The 26,089-nt window shown below is 65.4% G+C and carries 22 protein-coding genes; 13 read left to right on the forward strand and 9 right to left on the reverse strand.

Annotated elements, in window-relative coordinates:
- The first annotated feature begins 169 nt into the window (after nt 1-169).
- Genes aroA through AB0J47_RS11730 form a run of 4 tightly spaced genes read left to right on the forward strand, consistent with a single transcriptional unit; the run spans nt 170 to nt 3,040 of the window.
- On the forward strand, nt 170-1,480 hold the full coding sequence (gene aroA / locus AB0J47_RS11715) for a 3-phosphoshikimate 1-carboxyvinyltransferase (RefSeq protein ID WP_364343934.1): 1,311 nt from the start codon (nt 170-172) through the stop codon (nt 1,478-1,480).
- Nucleotides 1,477-2,463 (forward strand): ribosome small subunit-dependent GTPase A, encoded by a 987-nt coding sequence (gene rsgA, locus AB0J47_RS11720; protein ID WP_364344565.1) that lies wholly within the window; start codon nt 1,477-1,479, stop codon nt 2,461-2,463. Before aroA ends, rsgA begins: the two co-directional genes overlap by 4 nt.
- Before the next feature lie 35 nt (nt 2,464-2,498).
- On the forward strand, nt 2,499-2,777 hold the full coding sequence (locus AB0J47_RS11725; protein WP_364343937.1) for a type II toxin-antitoxin system Phd/YefM family antitoxin: 279 nt from the start codon (nt 2,499-2,501) through the stop codon (nt 2,775-2,777).
- The gene (locus AB0J47_RS11730; RefSeq protein WP_364343940.1) at nt 2,774-3,040 is read left to right on the forward strand and encodes a type II toxin-antitoxin system RelE/ParE family toxin; all 267 of its coding nucleotides are present in this window, start codon (nt 2,774-2,776) and stop codon (nt 3,038-3,040) included. Before AB0J47_RS11725 ends, AB0J47_RS11730 begins: the two co-directional genes overlap by 4 nt.
- 71 nt (nt 3,041-3,111) lie before the next feature.
- On the opposite strand, the gene secA is transcribed toward AB0J47_RS11730, so the two are convergent.
- Complete coding sequence (gene secA / locus AB0J47_RS11735; protein ID WP_364343943.1) at nt 3,112-5,940, reverse strand: preprotein translocase subunit SecA; 2,829 nt, start codon at nt 5,938-5,940, stop codon at nt 3,112-3,114.
- 586 nt (nt 5,941-6,526) lie between these two features.
- Here secA and AB0J47_RS11740 point away from each other — a divergent pair.
- The 6 genes from AB0J47_RS11740 to bluB all read left to right on the forward strand — a co-directional run bounded on the left by AB0J47_RS11740 (nt 6,527) and on the right by bluB (nt 13,495).
- Nucleotides 6,527-7,939 carry a wax ester/triacylglycerol synthase family O-acyltransferase gene (locus AB0J47_RS11740; protein ID WP_364343946.1) on the forward strand — a complete coding sequence of 471 codons (1,413 nt, stop codon included), beginning with the start codon at nt 6,527-6,529 and terminating at the stop codon, nt 7,937-7,939.
- A gap of 7 nt (nt 7,940-7,946) precedes the next feature.
- Entirely contained in the window at nt 7,947-8,504 is a 558-nt protein-coding gene (locus tag AB0J47_RS11745; protein WP_364344568.1) for a hypothetical protein, read from the forward strand.
- A 95-nt stretch (nt 8,505-8,599) separates the two neighbouring features.
- Entirely contained in the window at nt 8,600-9,757 is a 1,158-nt protein-coding gene (locus AB0J47_RS11750; RefSeq protein ID WP_364343949.1) for a ferredoxin reductase, read from the forward strand.
- An 82-nt stretch (nt 9,758-9,839) separates the two neighbouring features.
- On the forward strand, nt 9,840-11,255 hold the full coding sequence (locus AB0J47_RS11755; RefSeq protein ID WP_364343952.1) for a fatty acid desaturase: 1,416 nt from the start codon (nt 9,840-9,842) through the stop codon (nt 11,253-11,255).
- A 99-nt stretch (nt 11,256-11,354) separates the two neighbouring features.
- Complete coding sequence (locus AB0J47_RS11760) at nt 11,355-12,602, forward strand: fatty acid desaturase (protein WP_364343955.1); 1,248 nt, start codon at nt 11,355-11,357, stop codon at nt 12,600-12,602.
- Nucleotides 12,603-12,850: 248 nt separating this feature from the next.
- Nucleotides 12,851-13,495: a 5,6-dimethylbenzimidazole synthase gene (bluB, locus tag AB0J47_RS11765; protein ID WP_364343958.1), complete on the forward strand. Its 645-nt coding sequence runs from the start codon at nt 12,851-12,853 to the stop codon at nt 13,493-13,495.
- A gap of 320 nt (nt 13,496-13,815) precedes the next feature.
- Here the strand turns inward: bluB and AB0J47_RS11770 are convergent, their stop codons facing one another.
- Nucleotides 13,816-15,108, reverse strand: a complete 1,293-nt coding sequence (locus tag AB0J47_RS11770) for an acetyl-CoA C-acyltransferase (protein ID WP_364343961.1) — start codon at nt 15,106-15,108, stop codon at nt 13,816-13,818.
- Between the two features lie 417 nt (nt 15,109-15,525).
- On the opposite strand from AB0J47_RS11770, the gene AB0J47_RS11775 reads away from it, so the two are divergent.
- The 3 genes from AB0J47_RS11775 (at nt 15,526) to AB0J47_RS11785 (ending at nt 17,290) form a co-directional block, all read left to right on the forward strand.
- Nucleotides 15,526-16,230, forward strand: coding sequence for a helix-turn-helix transcriptional regulator (locus tag AB0J47_RS11775; protein WP_364343964.1), 705 nt, complete (start codon nt 15,526-15,528; stop codon nt 16,228-16,230).
- A gap of 12 nt (nt 16,231-16,242) precedes the next feature.
- Nucleotides 16,243-16,665 (forward strand): hypothetical protein, encoded by a 423-nt coding sequence (locus tag AB0J47_RS11780; protein WP_364343967.1) that lies wholly within the window; start codon nt 16,243-16,245, stop codon nt 16,663-16,665.
- Between the two features lie 79 nt (nt 16,666-16,744).
- The gene (locus AB0J47_RS11785; RefSeq protein ID WP_364343970.1) at nt 16,745-17,290 is read left to right on the forward strand and encodes a hypothetical protein; all 546 of its coding nucleotides are present in this window, start codon (nt 16,745-16,747) and stop codon (nt 17,288-17,290) included.
- A gap of 176 nt (nt 17,291-17,466) precedes the next feature.
- Here AB0J47_RS11785 and raiA read toward each other — a convergent pair whose 3' ends face one another.
- The 7 genes from raiA to ahcY all read right to left on the reverse strand — a co-directional run bounded on the left by raiA (nt 17,467) and on the right by ahcY (nt 26,052).
- A complete protein-coding gene (gene raiA / locus AB0J47_RS11790) occupies nt 17,467-18,150 on the reverse strand; it encodes a ribosome-associated translation inhibitor RaiA (RefSeq protein WP_364344571.1) in 684 nt (227 codons plus the stop codon).
- 263 nt (nt 18,151-18,413) lie between these two features.
- Nucleotides 18,414-19,058, reverse strand: coding sequence for a ComF family protein (locus tag AB0J47_RS11795; protein WP_364343973.1), 645 nt, complete (start codon nt 19,056-19,058; stop codon nt 18,414-18,416).
- 74 nt (nt 19,059-19,132) lie between these two features.
- Nucleotides 19,133-20,950 carry an MtrAB system accessory lipoprotein LpqB gene (gene lpqB, locus AB0J47_RS11800; protein WP_364343976.1) on the reverse strand — a complete coding sequence of 606 codons (1,818 nt, stop codon included), beginning with the start codon at nt 20,948-20,950 and terminating at the stop codon, nt 19,133-19,135.
- 2 nt (nt 20,951-20,952) lie between these two features.
- Nucleotides 20,953-22,866, reverse strand: coding sequence for an MtrAB system histidine kinase MtrB (gene mtrB, locus AB0J47_RS11805; protein WP_364344574.1), 1,914 nt, complete (start codon nt 22,864-22,866; stop codon nt 20,953-20,955).
- A gap of 196 nt (nt 22,867-23,062) precedes the next feature.
- Nucleotides 23,063-23,749, reverse strand: coding sequence for an MtrAB system response regulator MtrA (gene mtrA / locus AB0J47_RS11810; RefSeq protein WP_174555219.1), 687 nt, complete (start codon nt 23,747-23,749; stop codon nt 23,063-23,065).
- A gap of 69 nt (nt 23,750-23,818) precedes the next feature.
- Nucleotides 23,819-24,466 carry a dTMP kinase gene (locus AB0J47_RS11815; protein ID WP_364343979.1) on the reverse strand — a complete coding sequence of 216 codons (648 nt, stop codon included), beginning with the start codon at nt 24,464-24,466 and terminating at the stop codon, nt 23,819-23,821.
- A gap of 101 nt (nt 24,467-24,567) precedes the next feature.
- Entirely contained in the window at nt 24,568-26,052 is a 1,485-nt protein-coding gene (gene ahcY, locus AB0J47_RS11820) for an adenosylhomocysteinase (protein ID WP_364343982.1), read from the reverse strand.
- Nucleotides 26,053-26,089 lie beyond the last annotated feature (37 nt).

A 26,089-nucleotide genomic window follows, 5' to 3' on the forward strand; every position in this document is an offset into this window, starting at 1 on the left:
TCTTACGAGCGAGGAGTTCGCGGCCCGACTCGCGTCCGAGCCGTCGAAGCGCATGCGACGAAGTCGCGAGTCTCGACGGCTCGGACGCGAGACACCAGGGGGCCGCGAACCCGCCGCGGCGCAGCCGCGGCAAATCAAACACAGCCCAGCCCGCGTGTCCGGTGACGCGATGGGCGAAGATGGACGGGTGAGTTTCTGGCCAGCGCCCCATGTCGATGTCCCCGTGCACGCGACCGTGACCCTGCCCGGATCTAAATCGATCACGAATCGGGCCTTGATCCTGGCGGCACTCGCCGAGGGTCCCTCGACCATCTCCGGTGCGCTGCGCAGCCGCGATACCGAACTCATGATCGGCGCGCTGTGCGCATTGGGCGCGCGGATCGAGGGCGACGCCGAAACGCTGACCGTGACGCCCGCGCCGCTGCAGGGCGGCAACGTCGACTGCGGCCTGGCCGGCACAGTCATGCGGTTCCTGCCGCCGGTCGCGGCCCTGGCCACCGGTGATGTCGCCTTCGACGGTGACGAGCAGGCCCGGGTTCGCCCACTCGGCACCATCCTGGAGGCACTGCGCCGGATCGGCGCGGATATCGAGGGCGACGCACTGCCTTTCACGGTGCACGGCAAGGGCGCGCTGCGTGGCGGCGCGGTCACCATCGATGCCTCCGGATCCTCACAGTTCGTCTCCGGCCTGCTGCTGTCGGCGGCCCGGTTCGACGAGGGCATCGTGGTGCATCACGATGGCAAGGCGCTGCCCTCTATGCCGCATATCGAGATGACGGTGGAGATGCTGCGGCGCGCCGACGTCGCGGTCGATGCCCCCGCCGACAGCCGCAAGGCCCAGACCTGGACCGTCGCACCCGGCCCTATCCGCGCGGTGAACTGGGATGTGGAGCCGGATCTGTCCAATGCCACGCCGTTCCTGGCCGCAGCCGCCGTCACCGGCGGCGAGGTCCGCATCCCGCACTGGCCACGGCTGACCACACAGCCCGGTGACGTGATCCGAGAGATCCTGGTGCGCATGGGCGCGGAGGTCACCCGGTTCGACGGTGTCCTGACTGTGCGCGGCCCGGAGCGACTGGCCGGTATCGATATCGATCTGCACGATGTCGGCGAGTTGACCCCGACGGTGGCCGCCCTAGCGGCACTTGCGGATTCGCCGTCCTGGCTGCGCGGTATCGCCCATCTGCGCGGGCACGAGACCGATCGGCTCGCGGCGCTGTCCACCGAGATCAACCGGCTCGGTGGCAATGTCACCGAGACCGAGGACGGACTCGAAATCACCCCGGCCCCGCTGCACGGCGGCAACTGGCATTCCTATGCCGACCACCGAATGGCAACGGCCGGTGCGATTCTCGGACTCCGGGTGCCCGGTGTGGCGATCGAGGATATCGGCACCACCGCGAAGACGCTGCCCGGATTTGTCGGCCTGTGGGAGCAGATGCTCGATCCCACGCTCACTGATCAGGGAGCGGCCCGCTGAGACGACGCGATTACGACGAGTCGGATGTCCGGGTGCGCCCGGGCAAGTCGTCTCGTCCACGCACCAAAACCCGTCCGCAGCACAATGATGCGGAATCGGCCATGGTCGTTTCGGTGGACCGTGGTCGCTGGGGTTGCGTGCTCGGCGGCGATCCGGACAAACTGATCGTCGCCATGCGGGCCAGGGAACTGGGCCGCACGCCGATCGTCGTCGGCGATCAGGTCGACGTAGTCGGCGATCTGTCCGGCAAACCCGATACCCTCGCCCGCATCGTCCGCGTCGGCGAACGCCGAACCGTCCTGCGCCGCACTGCCGATGACACCGATCCGTTCGAACGGATCGTCGTCGGCAATGCCGAACAACTGTTCATCGTGGTCGCCCTCGCCGATCCGCCGCCGCGCACCGGTTTCGTCGAGCGCGCCATGGTCGCCGCGTATGCCGGTGGACTGCAACCGATTCTGTGTTTGACCAAACACGATCTGGCCGCCGAATCCGAATTCGCCGCCGCCTTCGACGATCTCGACCTCACCATCATCTATGGCGGCGTCGACGACCCCATAGCACCGGTCCTGGATCTGCTCACCGACCGCCTCACCGCCTTCATCGGCCACTCCGGCGTCGGCAAATCCACGCTGGTGAATCGCCTTGTGCCCGATGCGGATCGGGCGGTCGGCGAGGTCTCGGGCGTGGGCAAGGGCAAACACACCTCCACCCAATCCGTCGCCCTACCGCTCCCGCAGAGCGGCTGGGTCATCGACACACCTGGTGTCCGCTCCTTCGGGCTGGCCCACATCACGCCCGACGATGTCATCGCCGCCTTCACCGATCTGGCCGCCGCCATCGAGGACTGTCCACGCGGCTGCACCCATCTCGGTCCCCCTGCAGATCCCGAATGCGCCCTGGATACCTTGCCCGGCAAGGATCGCCGTGTTGCCGCCATCCGCCTGCTACTGACCGCGCTGAACACCAACGAATCCTGGTAATTTCTCGTGTACACAGTTCGGTGTACACTCCAGTTGTGGAAGATCAGCTCAGCATCCGTGAGGCTCGAGCCCAGCTCCCTGCCGTCATCAACGCCGCAGTACAGGATGGGCACGTGACCGTCATCACGCGTGCCGGAGAACCCGCAGCCGCAGTGATTCCGCTGTACATGCTCGCCAAGCTCGAAGAGTGGGAAGACGAGCAACTCGGACGCATGGCCGACGAGGCGCTCGCTGAAGGTGGTGAACCAGAACACATCACGCTAGGCCAAATGATGGATGAGATCCTCGATGCTGGACATAAAGGCACGGCGTGAAATACGAATTCCGCTGGACCCCAGCAGCGCGTCGTGCACTACGAAATATCCCGCATCCCGATGCCATGCGCCTGTTGATCGCGCTCACGCTGCTGGGCGATGACCCATACCGACGTGATGGGGTAGATGTCAGAGGTCTCACCGGTCGCCCAGGATTCCGGCTACGAGTCGGCAATTACCGACTGGTATACGAGGTCGATGACGGCAAACTGATCATTCTCGTCATCACCGCCGGACACCGTCGCGACATCTACGAGCGCTAGATACGGGACCGGACACGGCGAAGGCGCGCTCATCGACCTCGAGTCGATGAGCGCGCCTTCGGAATTGATGGTCAGTGCCGACGACGCGACTTCGGTGCGCGCTTCGGCTTGGCCTGCGAGCGGGCCGCCTCGCGACGCTCACGGCGGGTGGCGCCGTCGCCGTACTCCTCGACGTCGCTGTGCACCGCGGCGTGGCCGCCCTCGTCCGGCCCCGAGTAGTGGAAGCCGTTGTTGGCCCGGGAATCACCGATCCCCTTGGCGCGCAACGCCGCCGGCGCGCCATTGGCTACCGGCGCCTCCTGGGTGGGCAGTGGACGCGGCGCGGCGGCGCCGACCGGCGAGCGCAGGCCCGGATCGATCCCGACGCCCTCGGGCTGCGGCTGCTGCACCTCGACCTGCAGGTTGAACAGGAAGCCGACCGACTCCTCCTTCAGGCCGTCCAGCATCGCGGCGAACATATCGAAGCCCTCGCGCTGGTATTCCACCAGCGGATCGCGCTGCGCCATGGCACGCAGGCCGATGCCCTCCTTGAGGTAATCCATCTCGTAGAGGTGCTCGCGCCACTTGCGGTCCAACACCGAAAGCAGCACTTGGCGTTCGAGATTGCGCATCGAACCCTCGCCGGCCAGACCGTCGATCTGCTGTTCACGCTTCTCGTAGGCGTTGTGCGCGTCATCGAGCAGCGCTTCGACCAGTTCGTCCTTGGTCAGGTCGCCCGCCTCGCCGACACCGGTCTCACCGGTCAGCTCCTTGTAATCCAGGCTCACCGGATACAGTGTCTTCAGCGCGCTCCACAGCTTGTCCAGATCCCAGTCCTCGACGTAGCCGTCGGCAGTGGCGCCGTCGACATAGGCGGTGACCACGTCGGTGATCATCTCCTGGACCTGGCCCTCCATATCCTCACCGCGCAGGATCCGGTTGCGCTCGCCGTAGATGATGGTGCGCTGCTGGTTCATCACCTCGTCGTACTTGAGCACGTTCTTCCGGATCTCGAAGTTCTGCTGCTCGACCTGGGTTTGCGCGCTCTTGATTGCCTTGGAGACCATCTTCGCCTCGATCGGCACATCATCCGGCAGGTTGAGCCTGGTCATGATGGCCTCGAGGGCGGCGCCGTTGAAGCGCCGCATCAACTCGTCACCCAGCGAAAGGTAGAACCGGGACTCGCCCGGGTCACCCTGACGACCGGAACGACCGCGCAACTGGTTATCGATACGCCGCGATTCGTGCCGCTCGGTGCCGAGCACGTACAGACCACCGGCATCGCGCACCGCGTCGGCGTCCTCGGCGGTCTGCTCCTTGACCCGCTCCAGCGTCGGCAACCAGGCGGCCTGGTACTCCTCCGGCGTCTCAACCGGATCCAGACCCTCCTTGCGCAGGATGATGTCGGTGATGATGTCCGGGTTACCGCCGAGCACGACGTCGGTACCACGACCGGCCATATTCGTCGCGACCGTGACCGCGCCCGGGCGACCGGCCTCGGCGATGATCTCGGCTTCCTTCTCGTGGAACTTCGCGTTCAGCACGTTGTGTGCGATGCCGCGCTTGGTGAACTGCTTCGACAGGTACTCCGAGCGCTCGACGCTGGTGGTACCGATCAGCACCGGCTGGCCCTTCTCGTGCCGTTCGGTGACATCGTCGACCACGGCCGCGAATTTGGCCTCTTCGGTCTTGTAGATCAGATCGGACTGGTCCGCGCGGACCATCGGCCTGTTCGTCGGGATCGGGACCACGCCGAGGCTGTAGATCTGATGCAGCTCGGCGGCCTCGGTCTCGGCGGTACCGGTCATTCCGGAAAGCTTGTCGTAGAGGCGGAAGTAGTTCTGCAGCGTGATCGTGGCCAGGGTCTGGTTCTCCGGCTGGATCTCGACGCCTTCCTTGGCCTCGATCGCCTGGTGCATACCCTCGTTGTAGCGGCGCCCGACCAAGATGCGGCCGGTGAATTCGTCGACGATGATGACCTCGCCGTCGCGGACGATGTAGTCCTTGTCCCGGTGGTAGAGCTCCTTGGCCTTGATGGCGTTGTTCAGGTAGCTCACCAGCGGCGAATTGGCCGCCTCGTAGAGGTTATCGATGCCGAGCTGATCCTCGACGAACTCCACGCCCGCCTCGTGCACACCGATGGTGCGCTTCTTGATGTCGACCTCGTAGTGCAGGTCCTTCTTCAACAGCGGTGCGATGCGGGCGAATTCGGCGTACCACTTCGAGGAGGCGTCGGCCGGACCCGAGATGATAAGCGGCGTGCGGGCCTCGTCGATGAGGATGGAGTCGACCTCGTCGACCACGGCGAAGTTGTGCCCACGCTGGACCAGATCGTCCAGGGAGTGAGTCATATTGTCGCGCAGGTAATCGAAGCCGAATTCGTTGTTGGTGCCGTAGGTGATGTCGGAGTTGTAGGACTCGCGACGCTCGGCCGGGGTCATACCGGACAGGATCACCCCGACACTCAGCCCGAGGAAGCGGTGCACGCGGCCCATCCACTCGGCATCACGCTTGGCCAGGTAGTCATTGACCGTGACCACGTGCACGCCGTCGCCGGAGATCGCATTCAGGTAGGCGGGCAGCACACAGGTCAGGGTCTTGCCCTCACCGGTCTTCATCTCGGCGATATTGCCGAGGTGCAGCGCCGCGCCACCCATGATCTGCACCTTGTAGTGCTTCTGGTTCAGCACCCGCCAGGACGCCTCACGGGCCACCGCGAACGCCTCCAGGAGCAGATCGTCCAGCGATTCGCCGTCCGCGTAGCGGTCCTTGAACTCGTCGGTCTTGGCACGCAGCTCGTGGTCGGTGAGCTCCTCGACCTCGGGCCCGAGCGCGAGGACCTCTTCCGCGAGATGGGCGAGCCGCTTGACCGTGCGTCCCTCACCAATCCGTAGCAACCTCGTCAGTGTCAGCGCAGGCACGGGTCTCGTCAGTCCTCTGGTCGGTGTGTCAAATGTTCGGCCGTCACCCTGGGCGGGCAGTGTGCACATGGCCCCCGCCGAGCACGGCGGAATCCGCAGCACGCTTCATGGTAATGCGGCATCCATGGTAGGTGCCGATGACCAGCGACATCGCGCCGCATCCGCCGCTACCGCCGAGGCGATAGCCGTTTCTTCTCACCGTACCCGTGTGTCGGCCGTCGGAGCGGGTGGGAATCCGCTGGACCGGAACCTGTTTCAGCGCGGGTGTCATACGATATGAGTCGTCCGTCGTGCCGGACGCCGTGAACCTGATCTACCAGGGGCAACCCGTTATCCGACGGCACGTGACGACACCAAAGGGCAGCGCGGCTCAAAGGCATCCGTTATACGGCACCCGATTAATGTGAGCGGATCGAGTTCCTCCGGTCTCGATCCAAGGCAGCCTTCCACGGAACCAAGCGTGGGTAAAGGGATGCGCGAATATCGCTGGATATGCCACAGGGGGCAGGACGAACCGTTGTGGGCGACCACAATAGGCGGTGAGACGGCTCGGGTGGGAGCCACATCGGAAGGAGCACCGGGCAGCGTGATCACGAGATTGACGCCGCAGGACGCGTCGTTCTATCGGCTCGAGTCGAGCAGCAATCCGATCCATATCGGCTCTCTCGCGATCGTCCGAGGTAGCGACTCCGCACAGGAGGAAACGGCACTCGACTACGACAGACTGGTCGATCTGGTGGAGAGCAGGCTTTCGCTGGTCCCCCGCTATCGCAGGAAGGTGCGCGAAATCCCGTTCGCGCTCGGCCGCCCGGTCTGGGTGGAGGACAGCCATTTCGATATCACCTATCACATCCGCCGCTCCGCACTGCCCGCTCCGGGCAACGACGGCCAGCTGCACGATCTGGTGGCGCGGCTGGCGTCGCGACCGCTCGATCAGAGCCGCCCGCTGTGGGAGATGTATTTGATCGAGGGCCTGGCGCAGGGCCGGTCCGCGATCTTCACCAAAACCCATTCGGCGCTCGTCGACGGGGATACCGCACTCGAGATCGGGCACGTCATCCTCGATACCAGCGCATCACCGCGCGGTATCGCCGATGACGCCTGGGTGGCCCCACGCGAACCCAACGAGATGGAACTGATGATCGGCGCGCTCACCCACCTGGCCGCGCAGCCGCGCGAGGCGCTCGAGGTCGCGCGCGATGCGAGCGCGCAGGCGTTCTCGGTGGTCGAGGCCGCGGGAAAGGCGGTGGATTCGATGGTTTCGGCCGTGCGTGCGGCCACCATCGGCGCACCGGACAGCCCATTGAACGCCAAGACCTCACGCAACCGCCGCTTCGATGTGGTGCGCACCGATCTCGAGGACTACCGCAAGATCCGCAAGCGCTTCGAATGCTCGATCAACGATGCGATCCTGGCCGTCGTCACAGGGGCGCTGCGCAATTGGCTGCTCTCGCGCGGTGAGGCACTCACCGAATCGACCGTGCTGCGCGCGGTGGTGCCCATGTCGGTCTATGTCGAAGGCATCGACGACCAGCTGAAACCCGCCAGCGAGGTCTCCTCGTTCCTGATCGATCTGCCGGTGGGCGAACCGAATCCCGTGATGCGCCTATCGCACATCTCCCATGCCACCGAGGCCGATATCAAGCATCGGCGCGGGGTGCGGGCGCGCACCCTGGTGCACCTTGCCGGCTTCGCTCCGGCGAGCCTGCATGCGATGAGTGTGCGGGCGGCGAGTACGTTCGCAGAGCACACGTTCAATCTGGTGATCACCAACGCACCGGGTCCGCAGACCCCGATGTATATCGGCGGCGCGCGGATGCTGGAGATGTATCCGGTGTCGCCGCTGCTGCGCAACCAGGCCTCGAGCATCGGGATCACGTCCTATGACGGACGCGTCTTCTACGGACTCAATGCCGACCGCGACGCGATGGCCGATATCGGCGTGCTGGCCGCGTCGGTGCACGAGTCCATGGAGGAGATGCTCGGTGCCTGCGTCTGAGAACATCATGCGGGTCTATATCCCCGCCACCGTGCCGATGCTGCGGGAGCTCGTCGCGAACCGGGAACTGCGACCGACCGGCGGAACCGCTTTCGCGGTCACGCCGACGCTGCGCGAGGCCTACGCCTCCGGTGACGACGATGAATTGGCCGAGGTGGCGATGGCCGAGGCTGCGCGGGCCTCGCTGCGCCTACTGGCCGCCGAGCGCGAGGAGGCCACCGAGGCGTCCGACGACGAGGACACCGACGCCGACGACACCGCCACGACCTATCACAGCCCGGTCTATCGACGCGCGGTAATCGCCGCCGATGTGACCGGCGCGAAGCTGCGCCCCGATCTCGACGACGCAGTGGTCCGACTGGCCGGATCGATCAGTTACGACCGGATCGCGTCGGTGCACGTCGACCTGGCCGAGGCCGAACCCGAGGTAGCCAAGGCGGTAGATGTCATCGATGCCGCCGACCTCGGCGATGCCGATGCCGAATTCGTGCTCGGTGATGCCGAGGACCATCAGCTGGCCTGGTACGCGGCCCAGGAATTGCCGTTCCTGCTCGAATTACTGTGACGGGCAACCTACACGTCACGTAGTAACCTACGATGCCGTAACCTGGCTGCGAGGCGGCCTCACCGGTCGCTACGACAGGGAGACGAACGGCGGCAATGGTCTTGAAAAAAGCGGCACTCTCGGTGCGCACAGTCCGGGAGTGGCTGGAGGCTCCGGCGGCGGACGTCGCCGAACGCGGTGGACGGCTGAACGTGCTGCGCGGCGCCGTCGCGCGCGTCACCACGCCACTGCTGCCCGACGACTATCTGCATCTGGCGAATCCGCTGTGGTCGGCGCGTGAGCTGCGCGGCCGAATTGTCGAGGTGCGCAAGGAAACCGCCGATTCGGCCACCCTGGTCATCAAGCCGGGGTGGGGCTTCGACTGGAAATACGAGCCGGGTCAGTACATCGGTATCGGCATGCTGGTCGACGGCCGCTGGCACTGGCGCTCCTACTCGCTGACCTGCCCGCCGAACTGGACCGATCCGGAACATCGCGGCAAGCGCCTGATCTCCATCGCGGTCAAGGCGATGCCCGAGGGGTTCCTGTCCAGCCACCTTGTCAGCGGGGTCGCCGCGGGCACCATCGTCCGGTTGGCCGCACCGCAGGGCGGTTTCGTGCTGCCGTCGCCGCCGCCGGAGAAGGTGCTGTTCCTCACCGCGGGCAGCGGCATCACCCCGGTCATGGCCATGCTGCGCGCGCTGGATCGCCGCGATGTGGTCACCGATGTGGTGCACGTGCACTCCGCGCGCACCCGTGACGATGTGATGTTCGGCGCCGAACTGCGCGATCTGCACGATCGCCACCCCAGTTTCTCCTCGCATCTGCACCTCACCGATGAGCAGGGCCGGTTCTCCCTGACCACATTGGACGAACAATTCCCGGATTGGCGCGAGCGCCAGACCTGGGCCTGCGGTCCGGCCGCCATGCTCGACGAGATCGAACAGCACTGGCGCGAGGCGGGCATCAGCGACCGGTTGCATGTCGAGCGCTTCGAGATCGAGCGCTCCGCCGTGGGTGAGGGCGGCACCGTGACATTCGGCAATACCGGGCGCACTGTCGAGGTCGACGGCGCGACCAGTCTGCTGGAGGCTGGCGAATCCGCCGGTGTGCAGATGCCGTTCGGCTGCCGGATGGGCATCTGCCAAACCTGTGTCATCACACTGACTTCCGGACATACCCGCGATCTGCGCAATGGTGACGAGCGCCGCGAGGGTGACAAGGTGCAGACCTGCATCTCGGCCGCAGCGGGCGACTGCACACTCGACATCTGAGACACCGACACTCGCAGACGCACCGTCCCCGGGGGATCCGCCAGGTACCCTCGAGATAAATTCAGTCAGGGAAAGGACCCCGGTGGCCATCGCCGATATCAAAGCGTTCGCCCATCTCACGGCGGCTGACATCGAAACACTGGGGCAGGAACTCGATTCCATTCGGCGGTCCGTCGAACTGTCCCGCGGCGAGCGTGACGCAAAGTACATCCGGCGCACCATCGCGGCACAGCGTGGCCTGGAAGTGCTAGCGCGCGCGGTGCTGTTCGGCAGCCGCAATCGGTGGGCTTGGCTGACCGGGACGGCGCTCCTGTCGGTCGCCAAGATCATCGAGAATATGGAGCTCGGGCACAACGTCAGCCACGGGCAATGGGACTGGATGAACGATCCGGAAATCCACTCCGGCACCTGGGAATGGGATATGACCGGGCCCTCGGCGCAGTGGCGGCGGGCGCACAACTATTCGCACCACACCTACACCAATGTGCTCGGCAAGGATGAGGATCTCGGCTTCGGCATCCTGCGGATGACCCGCGACGAGCAGTGGCGGCCGATCCATCTGATCCAGCCGCTGGCCAATATCCTGCTCGCGGCCACCTTCGAATGGGGTATCGCGCTGCACGACTTGAGCATCGAGAAGGAGCTCTCCGGCACGCCGCCCAAGGAGCGGATGTCGGAGCCGAACAAGGAGTTCGCCCGCAAGATAGCCCGCCAGGTGGCCAAGGACTTCCTGTTCTACCCCGCGCTCACCGGACCGGCCTTCATGTCGACGCTCAAGGCGAACGCGACCGCCAACCTGGTGCGCAACCTGTGGGCATATGCGGTGATCTTCTGCGGCCACTTCCCCGATGGCGCCGAGAAATTCACCATCGAGCAGCTCGAGGGCGAGACCAGCGGCGAGTGGTATCTGCGCCAGATGCTCGGCAGCGCCAACTTCAAGGCCGGACCCGCGATGGCCTTCATGAGCGGCAACCTCTGCTACCAGATCGAACATCACCTGTTCCCCGACCTGCCGAGCAACCGGTATCCGGAAATCGCCGAGCGGGTCCGCGAATTGTGCGACAAGTACGACCTGCCCTACACCACCGGCTCCCTCGGCAAGCAGTATCTGCTGGCCTTCCGGACCATCCACAAGCTCGCACTGCCGGACCGTTTCCTCAAGCGCACCGCCGATGACGCACCGGAGACCTCCTCGGAGCACAAGTTCGCAGGTATCTCACTGCCCGCCATGCCGTCGATGCCCAATGCCGAGCGCTGGGCCGACAAGTGGAACGAGACGCACTGGCTGCCCGTCGACCCCGAGACCGGTAAGCGGCGCGGCCTGCGTTCGGCGCTCAACGAGGCCAAGGTGGTGCTGCGGGAGACGGCGCGGCACGAGAAGGAAGTGCTGCGCGAGGCCAAGCTGGCGCTGCAGGAAAAGGCCCGTCAGGAGAAGGCGACATTGCAGCGTAAGGCCATGCGCGAGCGGGCGATCCGCCGCATCCGCCGCCGTAAGTGACCTAGCATCCCCCAGCCGCATTCGCAATGGGGGATTTGCCACACTCCGGAGACACACCTCGCAACCTACGGTCTCGTAACTTACGGTACTGTAACCACCATGGCGATTTCGGATGTCAAGGAATACGCGCACCTCACCGAAGCCGATGTGGAGGCGCTCGGTGCGGAGTTCGACGCGATCCGGCGCGATATCGAGTCCACGCGCGGTGCTCGGGACGCGCGGTATATCCGCAATGTCATCCGACTGCAGCGTGCGCTCGAGATCAGCGGCCGCGCGGTGCTGTTCGCCAGTTTCCTGCCGCCCGCCTGGTTCGCCGGTGTGGCCCTGCTCAGCACGGCCAAGATCATCGAGAACATGGAGATCGGGCACAACGTCATGCACGGGCAGTGGGACTGGATGAACGATCCGGAGGTCCACTCCAGCACCTGGGAATGGGATAACACCGGCCCGTCCAAGCACTGGAAGCAGACGCACAACTATCTGCACCACAAGTACACCAATGTGCTCGGCATGGATGACGACATCGGCTACGGCCTGCTGCGCGTCACCCGGGATCAGCGGTGGAAGCCGTTCAATATCGGCAATCCGGCCTACAACCTGCTGCTGCAGCTGTTCTTCGAATACGGCGTGGCGATCCAGCATCTGGAGCTGGGCAAGGTGCACCGGCTGAAGGAGGGTTCGCCGCAGCGGGCCGAATTCGAGGTCAAGCGCCGCGAGGTGCTGGTCAAGATAGGCAAGCAGGTCGGCAAGGATTACCTGCTGTTCCCGCTGCTGACCGGGCCCGCCTTCTTCTCGACGCTCACCGCGAACCTGACCGCCAATATCATCCGCAATGTCTGGACCAATGCGGTGATCTTCTGCGGCCACTTCCCCGACGGCGCGGAGAAATTCACCAAGGCCGATATCGACGGCGAATCCAAGGGCCAGTGGTACCTGCGCCAGATGCTGGGCAGCGCCAATATCTCGGGTGGTCCGGTCATGCACTTCATGACCGGCAATCTGAGCCACCAGATCGAACACCACCTGTTCCCGGATCTGCCGAGCAACCGCTACGCCGATATCGCGGTGCGGGTGCGCGCCCTGGCCGAGAAGTACGACCTGCCCTACACCACCGGTTCGCTTCCGGTGCAGTACTTCAAGGCCTGGCGCACCATCCTGAAGCTGGCACTGCCGAACAAGTACCTGCGCGCGACCGCCGACGACGCCCCCGAGACCGCCTCGGAGCGTAAATTCGACGGCGCCATCATGCCGAGCTTCGATCCGGTCACCGGTAAGCGGCGCGGCCTGCGCACGGCGCTGAAGGATGGCCGCCGCCGGTTCGCCCGGCGGGCCGTCGCCGCTGGCTGACGCACAGTTCGTAGGCGAAGGTGCCCACGGAAGTCCGTGGGCGCCTCAGTCTTTCGAGTATCCGGAAGCGAGTACCGACAGCATCCGGCTGCTTGTAGCCGGATGCTGTCACGACGGCCACAGCCGGTGAGCGCGGGCAGCCGTTGACGAGTCGTGCGGCCCGAGTCAGCCGGGGTGCAGGTTGGCGCGCAAGCGCATCCTCTCGGGTGTCGGCGAGAGCGAAAGGTTGCGGCTGGTTGACTGGGGCCGTGTGTGCTGAAGATCTGAGCGTTTACGAGGCCATCCGGATGCGGCGGGATGTGCGGGCCGAGTTCACCGGTGACCTCGTCGAGGATGCGACGCTGTGGCGGATCCTCGATGCCGCGCATCGCGCGCCCAGTGTCGGCAATTCACAGCCGTGGGACTTCGTGGTGGTGCGCGAGACCGCGACGCTGCGCAAGTTCGCCGATCACGTCGCACAGAAGCGGATCGAATTCCGGGATGCACTGCCGCCGGAGCGGGCGGCAACCTTCGAACCGATCAAGATCGAGGGCATTACCGAGAGCGGCACCGGCATTGTCGTCACCTATGACCACGACCGCGGCGGCCCGCAGGTCCTCGGCCGCGCCACCGTCCCCGAAACCGGCATCTACTCAGCGGTTCTCGCGATCCAGAACCTCTGGCTGGCCGCCACGGCAGAGCAGGTCGGCGTCGGCTGGGTCTCGTTCTACGACGCCGAATTCCTGACCGATCTGGTCGGCCTACCCGACAGCATCCGCCCCGTCGCCTGGCTGTGCGTCGGCCCAGTGCACGAATTCCAACAGGTACCCGACCTGGAACGCCTCGGCTGGCGCACCGGCCGCGCCCTCACCGACGCCGTCCACCAGGAAACGTTCCGCAGGCCACCGAGCTGAGTCGAATGCTCACCGAGCGTAGTCAAATGGCTGCGCCAGCAACATCCGACTCCCCTCGACAAATGCTCGAGAATGCAACCCCGGCCGGTCGACCGAGCTGAGAGCTGCGGGCCTGCCCGCCGGTCCGCGGGAGATGAGCCGGGTACGACACCGACGCGCCCAGCACTGCGACTACAAAACCGCGGGACAGCTAACACCCCAGGGGCGGCAGACCCGAGGGCAAGACAACAGGACCCACCGCAGCACGCTCAGAGAAGCCCACTGCCGCAATAGTCTTGGCCCTTGCACGGTCGAATCTATGGGAAGGATGCTCGGGGCTGTCAGACGCGTTCCAGTACTGCCGAGGCGCCGATTCCGCCAGCGGCGCAGATGCCGAGCAGGGCGGCGTTCTTTCCGGTGCGGGCCAACTCGTTGGCCATTGTGGTGACCATGCGTGCGCCGGTCGCGCCGAATGGATGCCCGAGCGAAACCGAACCGCCGTGCACATTGAGCTTGTCGACATCGACCTCGCCGACCGCAGTATCGCGATCGAGGCGGGTCTTGGCCCATTCGTCGCTGTTCAGCGCGGCGAGTACGGACAGCGTCTGGGCCGCGAATGCCTCGTGGATATCGACCAAATCGATATCGCCGAGCGACATTCCGGCCTTGTCGAGGGCGCGCGGCATAGAGATGGCCGGGCCGATCAGCACCTGATCGGTGGGGTCGACGCTGACGTAGCTCCAGGAGCGGAAGGCGGCCAGCGGACGGTAGCCGAGGGCGTGCGCCCGCTCCTCGCTCATCAGCAATACCGCGGACGCACCGTCGGTGAGCGGGCTGGCATTGCCCGCGGTCACGCTGCCGTCGCGGGCGAAGACCGGCTTCAACTTCGCCAACTTCTCGACGCTGGTATTCGCGCGCACCAGTCCGTCGCGCGTGACATCCGCACATTCGGGGGTGCGCACCCGCAGCACCTCGTCGTCGAAGCGGCCCGAATCGATGGCCGCGGCGGCCCGGTGGTGTGAGCGCGCCGCGAATTCGTCCTGATCCGCGCGGCTGATGCCGTGGATGCGGGCCATTTTCTCGGCCGACTCCCCCATCACCTCTCCCGTGGTGCGTTCGGCGATTTTCGGTCGGCTCGGCAGCAGATCGGTGAACGGCGCGAGCTGACGTGCCGCCGCGAGATAGTCCTTCGGCTTCGGTTTGCCCAGTGCCAGCGGCGCACCGGCATGCACCAGCTTCTGCGGCAACTTCACCTCGGCATTGCTGGTCGAATCGCTGCCACCGGCGATCATGATGTCGTATTCGCCGCGCTCGATGGCCGCCACCGCCGATGTGATCGCCTGGAGTCCGGAGGCACAGGCCCGCGTCACTGTGTAGCCCTCACACCCAGGGTCGAGACCGAGATCCAAGGCGATTTCACGCGCGATATTCGGCGCGGCACTCGGCAGAATTACGCCACCCCACACGATCGCCTGCACCTGGGCACCGGGCAGCCCGGTCCGCTCCAACAATCCACGCACCGCGGCATCGGCCAGCGCGATCGAATCCATTCGCGTGTAATCGCCGAACGCCTTGACGAACGGCGTCCGCGCTCCGGAAACGATGACGGCACGGCGAGCAGCACTGGTAGCCACGGGGTCTCCTCCTCGAGAGATCTACCCCACAAACTTACTTGGAAGTAAGTTCCAGGTCCAGACCCGAGAGTACCCGGCTCAGCGATCCCCTCCATCGCCGCTGAGCCGGGCATTCTCCACAGACCCGCTGCGCCCACTTTCGCAAGCACATGGGTAACTCCATCGGGCCCAAAAGCAGCCCGGCACTCAACCGCCAGCCCGCGACGACACTGTCGGGGCACCCACGGCCGACAAAGGCCCGCGGAGGCGGATGAGCGGCGCCCGTCCCGGCGAACGCCCCTGCTCGTCTCGGAACCCGCAAGGTCGACGTCGACACCACTCGGCGCGTAGGAACAGTAGCAATCTTTCCATCAGTTTTTCAAACTTTTTCTATGAAGTTGTCTTTTCTCCCAAAAGAGCTCTACCATGAGGCTCACTATGCAAAGCCCTTCGGAGCTGTCGCGACATAAGCGCTTCGGCCGAATCATCAAGGAACGCCGGGACGAACTCGGCCTCACCCAGATGCAGATCGGCGATCTGGGAGGGCCCTCCGCGCCGACGATCCGCAAGATCGAAGACGGCGATGCGACCATCAGCACGCACACCCTGAACAAGCTCGACGCCCCATTGCGCTGGCTGCCCGGGAGTGCGGCACGCACCTATGCGGGCGGCGATCCGACCCCGCATGAGGTCGCCACGCACACCCCGAACACCGACGAGTCGATCGTCTCCGGACCCGATTCGATCCGCTTCGAACTGTCCGACCTGACCGGACTGCTCGCCGCCGCCGGTCGGCTCAACGATGCGGTCGAGCGCGGTCGGACCACCGAACCCCATCTGGTGTCGGCCATTTCGGATCTCAACGGGGTCGTCTCGCGGCTGTCCGCCCGCTATGCCACCGCGATGTTGGAACGCAACGGCGGACCCGGCAAAACCCTGCACCCGTTGGTCGCGATGGCGTTCTCCCATCTACTCGATGTGCCCGCCGAGTCCAGCGATCCCGCCGACCTGGAGGAACGCCGCTATCGTCGCTGGCTGGCCGGACGCGCGGAGGATGTGGACGCCGGCACCGAGGGCCGCTTCCGCGCACGCTGGCTGGCGGCCAATCCCGGTGCGGCATCGATTCGAAACGGCAAGCAGTAGAGGGCAGTACAGATGACCGACGATGCGACGAGCCGAGCGCGACTGACGCTCAGCCACAAGGTGAATCGACTATTCGCGACCGTGCACCCACGGTCGCAGCCCGAGCGTACGACGGCCGCGGTGGCCGAACAGATCGGCGCGCAATTGGGCCGCACCATCCCGCAGGACCAACTCGACCGGCTGCGGCGCGGCGAATTCGATTCCGCGCCGGTCGGATCCGAACTACTCACCGCCATCGCGCAGTGCTTCGGCGTGAGCGCCGACTACCTGACCACAACGGGCGCGGCCGCGGCCGCGATCGATCGGGAACTCGAATTGCTGGCCACCATGCGCGATGCGAATGTCGCCAGCATCGCGCTGCGCGGATCCGATGTCGATCTCGCCACGCTGACCGCGCTCATCCATCGCTCGGATCAACCGGTCGAGCGACCATAGACCGGGCAGTTTCCGAAGACTCGGTAGCATCGTCGGTTGCATGGGGCGGGACCGCAGCGCTGTAGGAGATTGCCGACGAATGCCCGGTATGGAGAACCGGTTCCGGGAAGTTTCCCGGGACGTACCGATACCGTCCCCGTGGAATCTGACGGCATACCTCGATGCCATTGCCGATCATCGCGGTCGCACCATCACCCTGCAACCGGTCGATACCGCACTACTCGCGGGCACCGGCTGCGGTACCGGCAGCGGTCTGTGGATTGCCAAGCGCGACAGCGACATCATCGTCTACGGCGCCGATACCACCGAATGGCATGCCGAGCACATCATCGTCCATGAGCTGGGTCATATGCTGCTCGGCCACGGACCGGAATCGGCGACCGAACCGCCCGCGCCACAACCGATGTCGGCCCTCGCGGAACTGCTCCCCTCGATCTCCCCGGAGTCAATCGCCTATGTGCTCGGGCGCAGCGATTACACAACCGCCCGCGAACGCGATGCCGAAACCTTCGCCGACCTGGTCATGCTGCAGGCCATGCGCCCGCGACGCCGAGATTCCTTGCTGCACAGAACCTTTTTCCGCGAACGGCTCCCCCGCCTCCCCGGACCTCACGCCGGAGATTGAGTGCCACGACACGAACGTCGCGGACCGGCGATCGAAGCTTGGCCGAGGTTTGGACGTACCCGATCAGTTACCCATGTGCTTGCGAAATCTGTCGTGATGCCGAGCAGGCAGACAGCGCGACTCTCCGGGCACCCAACTCATGGGCTGAATACCCGGAGAACAAGTGTGGCGAATGACTATGCGAGCCTGATCAGTCCATAGTCGAATGCGTGGCGACGGTAGACAACAGACGGTCGGTCGGTCTCTTTGTCTTGGAAGAGGAAGAAGTCGTGCCCGACGAGCTCCATCTGGTAGAGGGCGTCGTCGACCGACATAGGGGTCGCGGAATGGACTTTGGTTCGGACGATATGGCCAGGGCCGGCCGCGTAATCCGGTGACTCCGTCTCGGGCCGGGTCCGTTCGGCCTCGGGATGCTCGTGTGCGGTGGCGCCCTCCGCCTGCGCGAACAGTGATTCATCGATCAGATCGGCGGTCGCCTCGGCCACCGAGACCGGGGTCTTGTCCCCATAGTGGACGCGGCGGCGATCCTTGGTTCGACGCAGTCGGCTCTCCAGCTTCGCGGTCACCGATTCGAGGGCAGCGTAGAAGCTGTCCGCACATGCTTCCGCCCGGACGACCGGGCCCTTGCCGCGTGCGGTGATCTCGACGCGTTGGCAGGCCTTGCGCTGACGACGATTGCGTTCGTGGAACAACTCCACATCGAAGATGAATATCGACGGATCGAAGCGTTCGACACGGGAGAGTTTCTCCGCGACGTAAATTCGGAAATGATCGGGAACCTCCACATTGCGGCCTTTCACCACGACATCGCCGCGCGGCGCGCGAGGTCGGTCCGCTGTGGGTTGCTCTGTCGCATCCAGGGTGCTGTCATCGAGCACCGGGGCCTGTGTTTCTTTCACAGTGAGGGCGTCTTTCACTGAAGGTCGTGAAGAAGTCGTCACGCGTACCTCCCGGATATGGCCGCACAAACCAGCGTGCGTGCGGCGGGATGAGCCGTGCCGATAGACAATCTCTCGGCACATGATGTCCGAGGCGCCACCTCCAAACTCCCGGTTCGGGTGTGTGATCGCGACGCTAGTACGTCAACGGGCGGTCCGCCACTGTTCACGCAAATTTCCCGGAGTCAAGCCGAACACGTCACCAACACGGCACGTACCGGCACCCCGATCAGGTCGAGAACGCGTACTGATTCGCGAGCGGTAGCGCCGGTCGTGAGCACATCGTCGACCAGTACGAACTCGGCATTCGCCGCGATCTCCGAGCCGGCTCCGGCACCGGGTCGAGCCACGATCCGACCGCGCAGATTGTGTTGCCGCTCACCGACTGTCAAGCCCACCGAATCGCGCACACCCCACCACACACGCAACATCGGTATCACCCGGCTATCGGGCAGCCACCGCACCGCCGCCCGGCTCGTGCGCACCACCGGATCCCCGCCGCGGCGACGTGCGGCCGCCCGTCGACTCGGTGCCGGGATCAATATCAGCGGCCGCTGGTCATCGCGCAACCGTGCCAGACCGTCGGCAAGCGCCAGCCCCAGCGGCTCTGCCAGATCGCGACGCCCGTGCTCCTTCGCCGCGAGCACCGCCCGCCGCGCCGGACCCGCGTACGTCCCGAGCGCCCAGCACGGCACACCCGGATCGGTGCGCGGCCGCACCCGCGTCGGCGGCCCGGCCAGAGTGGCCGCACAGTCCGCACACCAGCCCACCCCCATCACACCGCATCCGGCACAGGCGGCGGCCAGAATCAGATCCAACAGGGTTCGCATCGCCCGAGTCTGCGCCCGCCCACCGACAGATTCGCGAATAACGGTGTCGCGGTACTCGTTTCGGCGCCCGACGATCAGCCAGGGAGCACCGGGACCGAGTTGTCGCCGTTGAGGCCGGGCACCTCCCGCCAGAAGCGGTCGGAGGTCTGATCGCTGTACTGGAGTTGGAGCACCGCGCGCGAATCTCCCACGTACTCGGCTTCCGGAGAGGCACTGACCACCCGAACCGGCGCGGTCAGATTCTGGCTGATCTGCGGGGTCGGCTGCGATCCGTCGATCGCAACAGTCGTCAGCGGATCGACATTGCCCTCCCTCGCGATGACGATCGCATCCGCGGTGAGCCAACTCAAAGACACCGCTCGCGTGCTGAGGGTGAGCGCTAGTTGCAGCGGCGAGGTGAGGGCGTACTTGCCGTCCGGGCGTCGTTCGACCACCGCCACATAGACCTTGCCGTCGGCGATGAGCGCCGCACGCACGCCTGTGCGCGATACCCGCAACTCGGTAATCGGCAGCCGCAGCGCCGATCCCTGCGCCGAGGCCATCAGTGCCGAGATGTCCACATCCTGCACCGAGACATTTCCGGTGGCGCGATCGTTGACCGCGCGGATGACCCGCTCACCATCGATCACAGCCCAGGCGGCGGTTCCGTCGGCATTCCAGGACGGCCGGCTGATGGTGGAACCCGCGGCGACCGGGAAGGCGTTGCCGCCGTAGCTGCCGACCATCAGAGTGCGCGGCGGCTCCGGTGGCGGCCGTCCGGCATCGGCGACCGCGGCGACCAACTGGCCGTCGGGGGAGAGCGCGACCGACTGCAGATTGTTCACCGCGCCGAAGTAGCCGGGCGGGGTGATCATTCCGCTGTCGGTGACCTGCACCAGCGAGCCGTTGCGCAGCGCGTGTAGCCCGATCTGGTTGCGCGCGTAGACAGCTGGGCTCAGCTGTTCGACATCGGCGACCGACCAGCCGTTGGCGGCGAAGCGATCGTCGAACGGTTTGCCGTCGGCGAGCAGCATGTACGGGCCGAGGATTTCCGCGCTCGCGAGCGTGAGCACCACCTGTCCGGCCAGCAACTCCTTATCGCGCGGAGACAATCCCGAAGCACCTGCGAAGTCGATGCGCACCCCGCCGAGCCCGACGCCGACATCGTTGTCATCGTTGTTCGGTTTGGTTATCGGGCCGCGCAGAGTCACCGGTGGTGCGAATTCATTGCGCACGACCGGGGCGAGTGCGGGCTGGGTGCCCTCGGCAAGCAGGCCGAGCAGGCGCTGGGCCAGCTGGTTCTTGGCCACCGAAATCCAGCGCAGATCCGGGACGACGCTGGTACCGGTCGGGTCGACGAAGTACAGGATGTAGCGGCGGTAGGACTTGGCGAAGGCGGTCTGCTCCATCACCACGCCGTCGGGCAGCTCGTCGATGCGCCATTCGCCGTCGACCTTGCTCATTTCGATCTTGTTTTCCAGGGGCGCGTCAATGGCCCGATAGGCGCCGTCGGCGGCCAGTTCGCCGACCTTGTGCGCCCGGATCACATAGGTCGCCTTATCGCCCGAGCGCGATTCGCGCAGGGTATCGGCCTTGTCGACGATCAGGGTGCCCGCCGCGTCGTCCCACTGCGACGACGCCGACGGCGTCATGTACTGGCGTGCGGCCAGATGTCGGTTGGTCGGATCGGCGGTGGCCTGCAGGAAATCGCGCAGTAGCAGGTCCGGATCGCGACCGCCGATGGGCGCCGGCGGGCCCTCGGAGGTGGGCTGGCGGTTGATGGTGCCGAGCGCCTGCGGTGCGGAAGATTCCGGCAGGCTCGCGCATCCGGTGAGTACCAACAGCGCGGCCACGGCGGCTGCGCCCAGTGCGGACAGCCGTAGCGTTTTGCGCCTCGGATACGAGCTACGCATCCTCATGACTGTACGTCCCCGCCGTCACCCGGCACGCTGTGCCCGGTCTGCTTCGGCTCGGTGGATTCGGTTTGCTCGGCCTCCGCTCCGGTGCCATTGGTCGGCACGGATCCGATCGGACCGACGCCGTTCGAGTCGTTCGCATCCGCCGCGTCGGTGTCCGTCGAATCCTCCGCGACCGCATCGGTTTCACTCGGGGCCGATTCGCCACCGTTGGTCTCGACGCGGATCATCGACAGGTCCGTGACTGTCGCTTCGGTCGCCTCATCGGTGCTCGGATCCTCGGGCGGTTGCGGATCGACCCGCGGCGCCGGCAATGCCTTGCGCAACACCGGTTCCAGCGGCATCGGGCTCGCGCCCATCTTCTTGCCGCGCACCAGCGGCAGGGTGAGCCGGAAGCTCGCGCCGATACCGATCTCGCCCCAGGCCTCGAGTTTGCCCTCATGCAGATTGGCGTCCTCGACACTGATCGACAGACCGAGTCCGGTGCCGCCGGAACGCCGCATCCGCGACGGATCCGAGCGCCAGAACCGGTTGAAGACCAACTTCTCCTCACCGGGCCGCAGGCCGACACCCTGGTCGCGCACGATTACCGCGACCGCATTGGCCTCGACATCGCCGCGCATCCGGATCAGCACCGGCTTGCCCTCGCTGTGGTCGATCGCATTGGCCAGCAGATTGCGCAGCACCCGCTCCACCCGTCGCGGATCGACCTCGGCGACCAGCGGCTCATCCGGCATATCGATGACCACCTCGACACCGGATTCCTTGGCAAGATGCCGCACGGTGGAGATCGCCGCCCGCGCGCACATCCGCACGTCTAGCGATTCGACCTGCAGTTCGGCCACACCGGCGTCGTGGCGGCTGATCTCGAGCAGATCGTTGAGCAGACCCTCGAAGCGGTCGAGTTCGGTCACCAACAATTCCGAGCTGCGGGCCAGCGCAGGATCGAGATCGTCGCTGCTGCCGTGGATGAGATCCGCGGCCATGCGGACGGTGGTTAGCGGGGTGCGCAGCTCGTGGCTGACATCGGAGGTGAAGCGGCGCTGCAGATTTCCGAACTCCGCAAGCTCGTTGATCTGGTTGGACAGACTTTCGGCCATTTCGTTGAAGGCCTGGGCCAGCCGCGCCATATCGTCCTCACCGCGCACCAGCATGCGTTCCTTGAGCCTGCCGTCGGCGAAGCGTCCCGCGATCCGCGCGGCCGACCGAATCGGCAGCACCACCTGCCGGGTGACCAGTGCGGTGATCGCGGCCAATAGCACCAGCAGCACGACGCCGCCGATCAACATGGTGCCGCGCATCAGCGACAGGCTGCGCTCCTCATTGGTCAGCGGGAAGATCAGGTAGATCTGCAGTGTCGGGATCTCCGCGCTCGGGCTGCCGATGATCAGCGCCCTGCCGTGGTAGCCGTCCGGATCCGCGACCGTGGCGAACTGGTAGCTGACCTGGTTGCGCGCGACGAAGCGGCGCAGTTCCTCGGGCACCTCCTGGATCGGCCCGGTCGAGATCGGCTGCTGTGGGGTACTGCCGACAATGCTCAACGCGGAATCGAAACTGCCTGCGACACCAGTGGATTGACCGGTACCGCCGCGGTTGGACAGCGCATTGCGGGCATCGATCAGGCGCTGCTGCTGGGTGCCGATATCGTGCACACCGGCCAGCTGGCTCTCCACCGTATTGCGGGCGCGATCCATCTCCTCGACCGCGCCGTTGATCTTCGCGTCGATCAATCGATCGGTGATCTGACTGGTCAGCACCACACCGAGGATCGTGATGACGATCAGCGACAGGGTGAGCGTGGACACGATGACGCGCAACTGCAGCGAACGCCGCCAAACATGACCGAGGGCGCTGCCGACCTCCTTGAGCCAAGCGACCACCGGCGCGAGGGATTGTTCGAGACGCTGCACCAGTCCGGGCGAGGCGGTCGAACGATCCGCATCGCCACCGATCACGGCTTCGCCTCGCTGGCGCTCGGCTGCGCCGTTCTCGCGAACGCTGTGCCTATGGTTCGCTCGCTGCGCTCGCTCATGCCTACGCCTCGCTGGCGCTCGGCTCCGACATGACCGAGCGACTCGGCCGTGCCTATGGTTCGCTCGCTACGCTCGCTCACGGTGGTCCGGCCTTGTACCCCACACCGCGGACGGTCAGCACGATCTCCGGATTCTCGGGATCCTTCTCGACCTTCGCGCGCAACCGCTGCACGTGCACGTTCACCAGACGAGTGTCAGCCGCGTGCCGGTAGCCCCAGACCTGCTCGAGCAGTACTTCACGGGTGAAGACCTGGCGCGGTTTGCGGGCCAGCGCGACGAGCAGATCGAACTCCAGCGGTGTCAGCGAGATCTGCGCACCGCCGCGGGTCACCTTGTGCGCGGGCACATCGATGACGATATCGGCGATGGAGAGCAGCTCGGCGGGCTCTTCCTCGGTGCGCCGCAGGCGGGCACGCACGCGGGCGACGAGTTCCTTCGGCTTGAAGGGCTTGACGATGTAATCGTCGGCACCGGACTCCAGACCGAGCACGACGTCGACCGTATCGGTCTTCGCCGTGAGCATCACGATCGGAACTCCGGAATCGGCCCGCAGCACCCGGCATACGTCGATACCGTTCATGCCCGGCAGCATCAGGTCGAGCAGCACCAGATCGGGACGAATCTCCCGAACCGCCGCCAGCGCCTGCGTGCCGTCGCCGACCACATGCGGGTCGAACCCTTCCCCGCGCAAGACGATCGTCAGCATCTCAGCGAGTGCCATATCGTCGTCGACGACCAGAATCTTCGGCTTCATAAGTACTATGTTGTCATCTCTCGCGCTCGGAACGGGCCGCCACGCCAACACTGGTGCAATCCCGCCGCACATCCAACCTTATCCGGCAACAATTTCGACCAAACGAGTAGTGAGCGTCGCGGGATCGTCACCGGATCGGTATCTCGACCACGGCCCGTACCAGTCCCGTTCGGCCAGCTCACGGTACACCTCGCCGGTGCGCCACTGTAGTCCGCCGTCGCGCTCGTAGGCATCGAGGGCGCGACTGTCGTCGAGTTCGCCACGCAGCCGGGCACGCTCGGCCGCGACCTCGGTAGGCACATCCAGCAACAGCTGTAGCGTCGGCACCGGCAACTCGAACCGATCGAACTCCAATTCGCCCACCCAGCGCACGATTTCGCCGTCGGCCGACTGATGTAGGCGCGCAGCCGAATACGCGGCATTGGAGGCCACGTAGCGGTCCAGGATCACGATGTCGTTGTCGGCCAACAACTTCGACAGGTCATCGCGGGCCGCCGCCCGATCGAGCGCGAACATCAGCGCCATGCCGTGTACCGAATCGGCGAGATCGCCGTGGGCGCCACGTAATGCCTCGGCCGCGAGATCGGCGTGGATGGACCGGTCATAGCGTGGAAACGCGAGTGTTTGCGCGCGCAGACCCCGCGCGCGCAGGTTTGCGACAACGCTGTCGATCAGCGTCCGCTTCCCTGCTCCGTCGAGGCCCTCGACCGCAATCAACACGCCCATGGCGAGCAGGCTACCGCCAGGCTACGACATAGAGCGACAGCGCCCCGCCGACCGGGCTCGGTCGGCGGGGCACAGGCCTTTTCAGCGCTATCCGCGGCGGCTCAGTAGCGGTAGTGGTCGGGCTTGTACGGGCCCTCGACGTCGACGCCGATGTACTCGGCCTGATCCTTGGTGAGCTTGGTCAGCGTGCCGCCGAGCGCCTCGACGTGGATGCGCGCGACCTTCTCGTCCAGATGCTTGGGCAGGCGGTAGACCTCGTTGTCGTACTCCTCGGGCTTGGTCCACAGTTCGATCTGCGCGATCACCTGATTGGAGAAGCTGTTCGACATCACGAACGACGGATGTCCGGTCGCATTGCCGAGATTCAGCAGTCGGCCCTCGGACAGCACGATGATGGACTTGCCGGACTCCTTGAACGTCCACAGGTCGACCTGCGGCTTGATATTCAATTTCGTTGCGCCGGAACGCTCCAGCGCCGCCATATCGATCTCGTTGTCGAAGTGACCGATATTGCCGAGGATGGCCTGGTCCTTCATCGCCTTCATGTGGTCGAGGGTGATGATGTCCTTGTTGCCGGTCGAGGTGATGACGATATCGGCCTGACCGATCGCCTGCTCCACGGTGACGACGTCGTAGCCGTCCATCAGCGCCTGCAGTGCGTTGATCGGATCGATCTCGGTGACCTGCACCCGGGCGCCCTGTCCCGCAAGCGATTCCGCGCAGCCCTTGCCGACGTCTCCGTAGCCGCAGATCAGTATCTTCTTGCCACCGATCAAAACGTCGGTGCCCCGGTTGATTCCGTCGATGAGCGAGTGGCGAGTGCCGTACTTGTTGTCGAACTTGGACTTGGTGACCGAGTCGTTGACATTGATCGCCGGGAATACCAGCTCACCCGCTGCCGCGAACTGGTAGAGCCGCAGCACGCCGGTGGTGGTCTCCTCGGTGACGCCCTGCACCGATGCGGCGATCTTGCCCCACTTGGTCTTATCGGTTTCGAAGCGCTCGCGCAGCAGGTTCAGGAAGACCTTGTATTCGGTCGAGTGGTCCTCGTCCTCCGGCGGCACCAGGCCGGCCTTTTCGAACTGCGCGCCGCGCAGCACGAGCATGGTGGCGTCACCGCCGTCGTCGAGGATCATATTGGCCGGCTCGCCCGGCCAGGTCAGCATCTGTTCGGCGGCCCACCAGTACTCCTCCAGGGTCTCGCCCTTCCAGGCGAAGACCGGGGTGCCCTTGGGCTCGTCCACGGTGCCGTGCGGTCCGACGACGACCGCCGCCGCGGCATGGTCCTGGGTGGAGAAGATGTTGCAGGAGGCCCAGCGGACCTCGGCGCCCAGCGCGGTCAGCGTCTCGATCAGCACCGCGGTCTGGATGGTCATGTGCAGCGAACCGGAGATGCGCGCACCCTTCAGCGGCAGCACCTCCGCGTACTCGCGGCGCAGCGCCATCAGGCCGGGCATCTCGTGCTCGGCGAGGCGGATCTCCTTGCGACCGAATTCGGCCAGCGACAGGTCCGCCACCTTGTAATCGATGCCGTTGCGGACATCGGCGGTCAGGGACGTGCGTGCGGGAAGTTCTGAGGTCGTCATCTGCCTCTATCAGCCTCTCCTGGTTCGTCAGTACCGG

This window comes from Nocardia sp. NPDC049737, assembly GCF_040674755.1.
Classification (GTDB): domain Bacteria; phylum Actinomycetota; class Actinomycetes; order Mycobacteriales; family Mycobacteriaceae; genus Nocardia.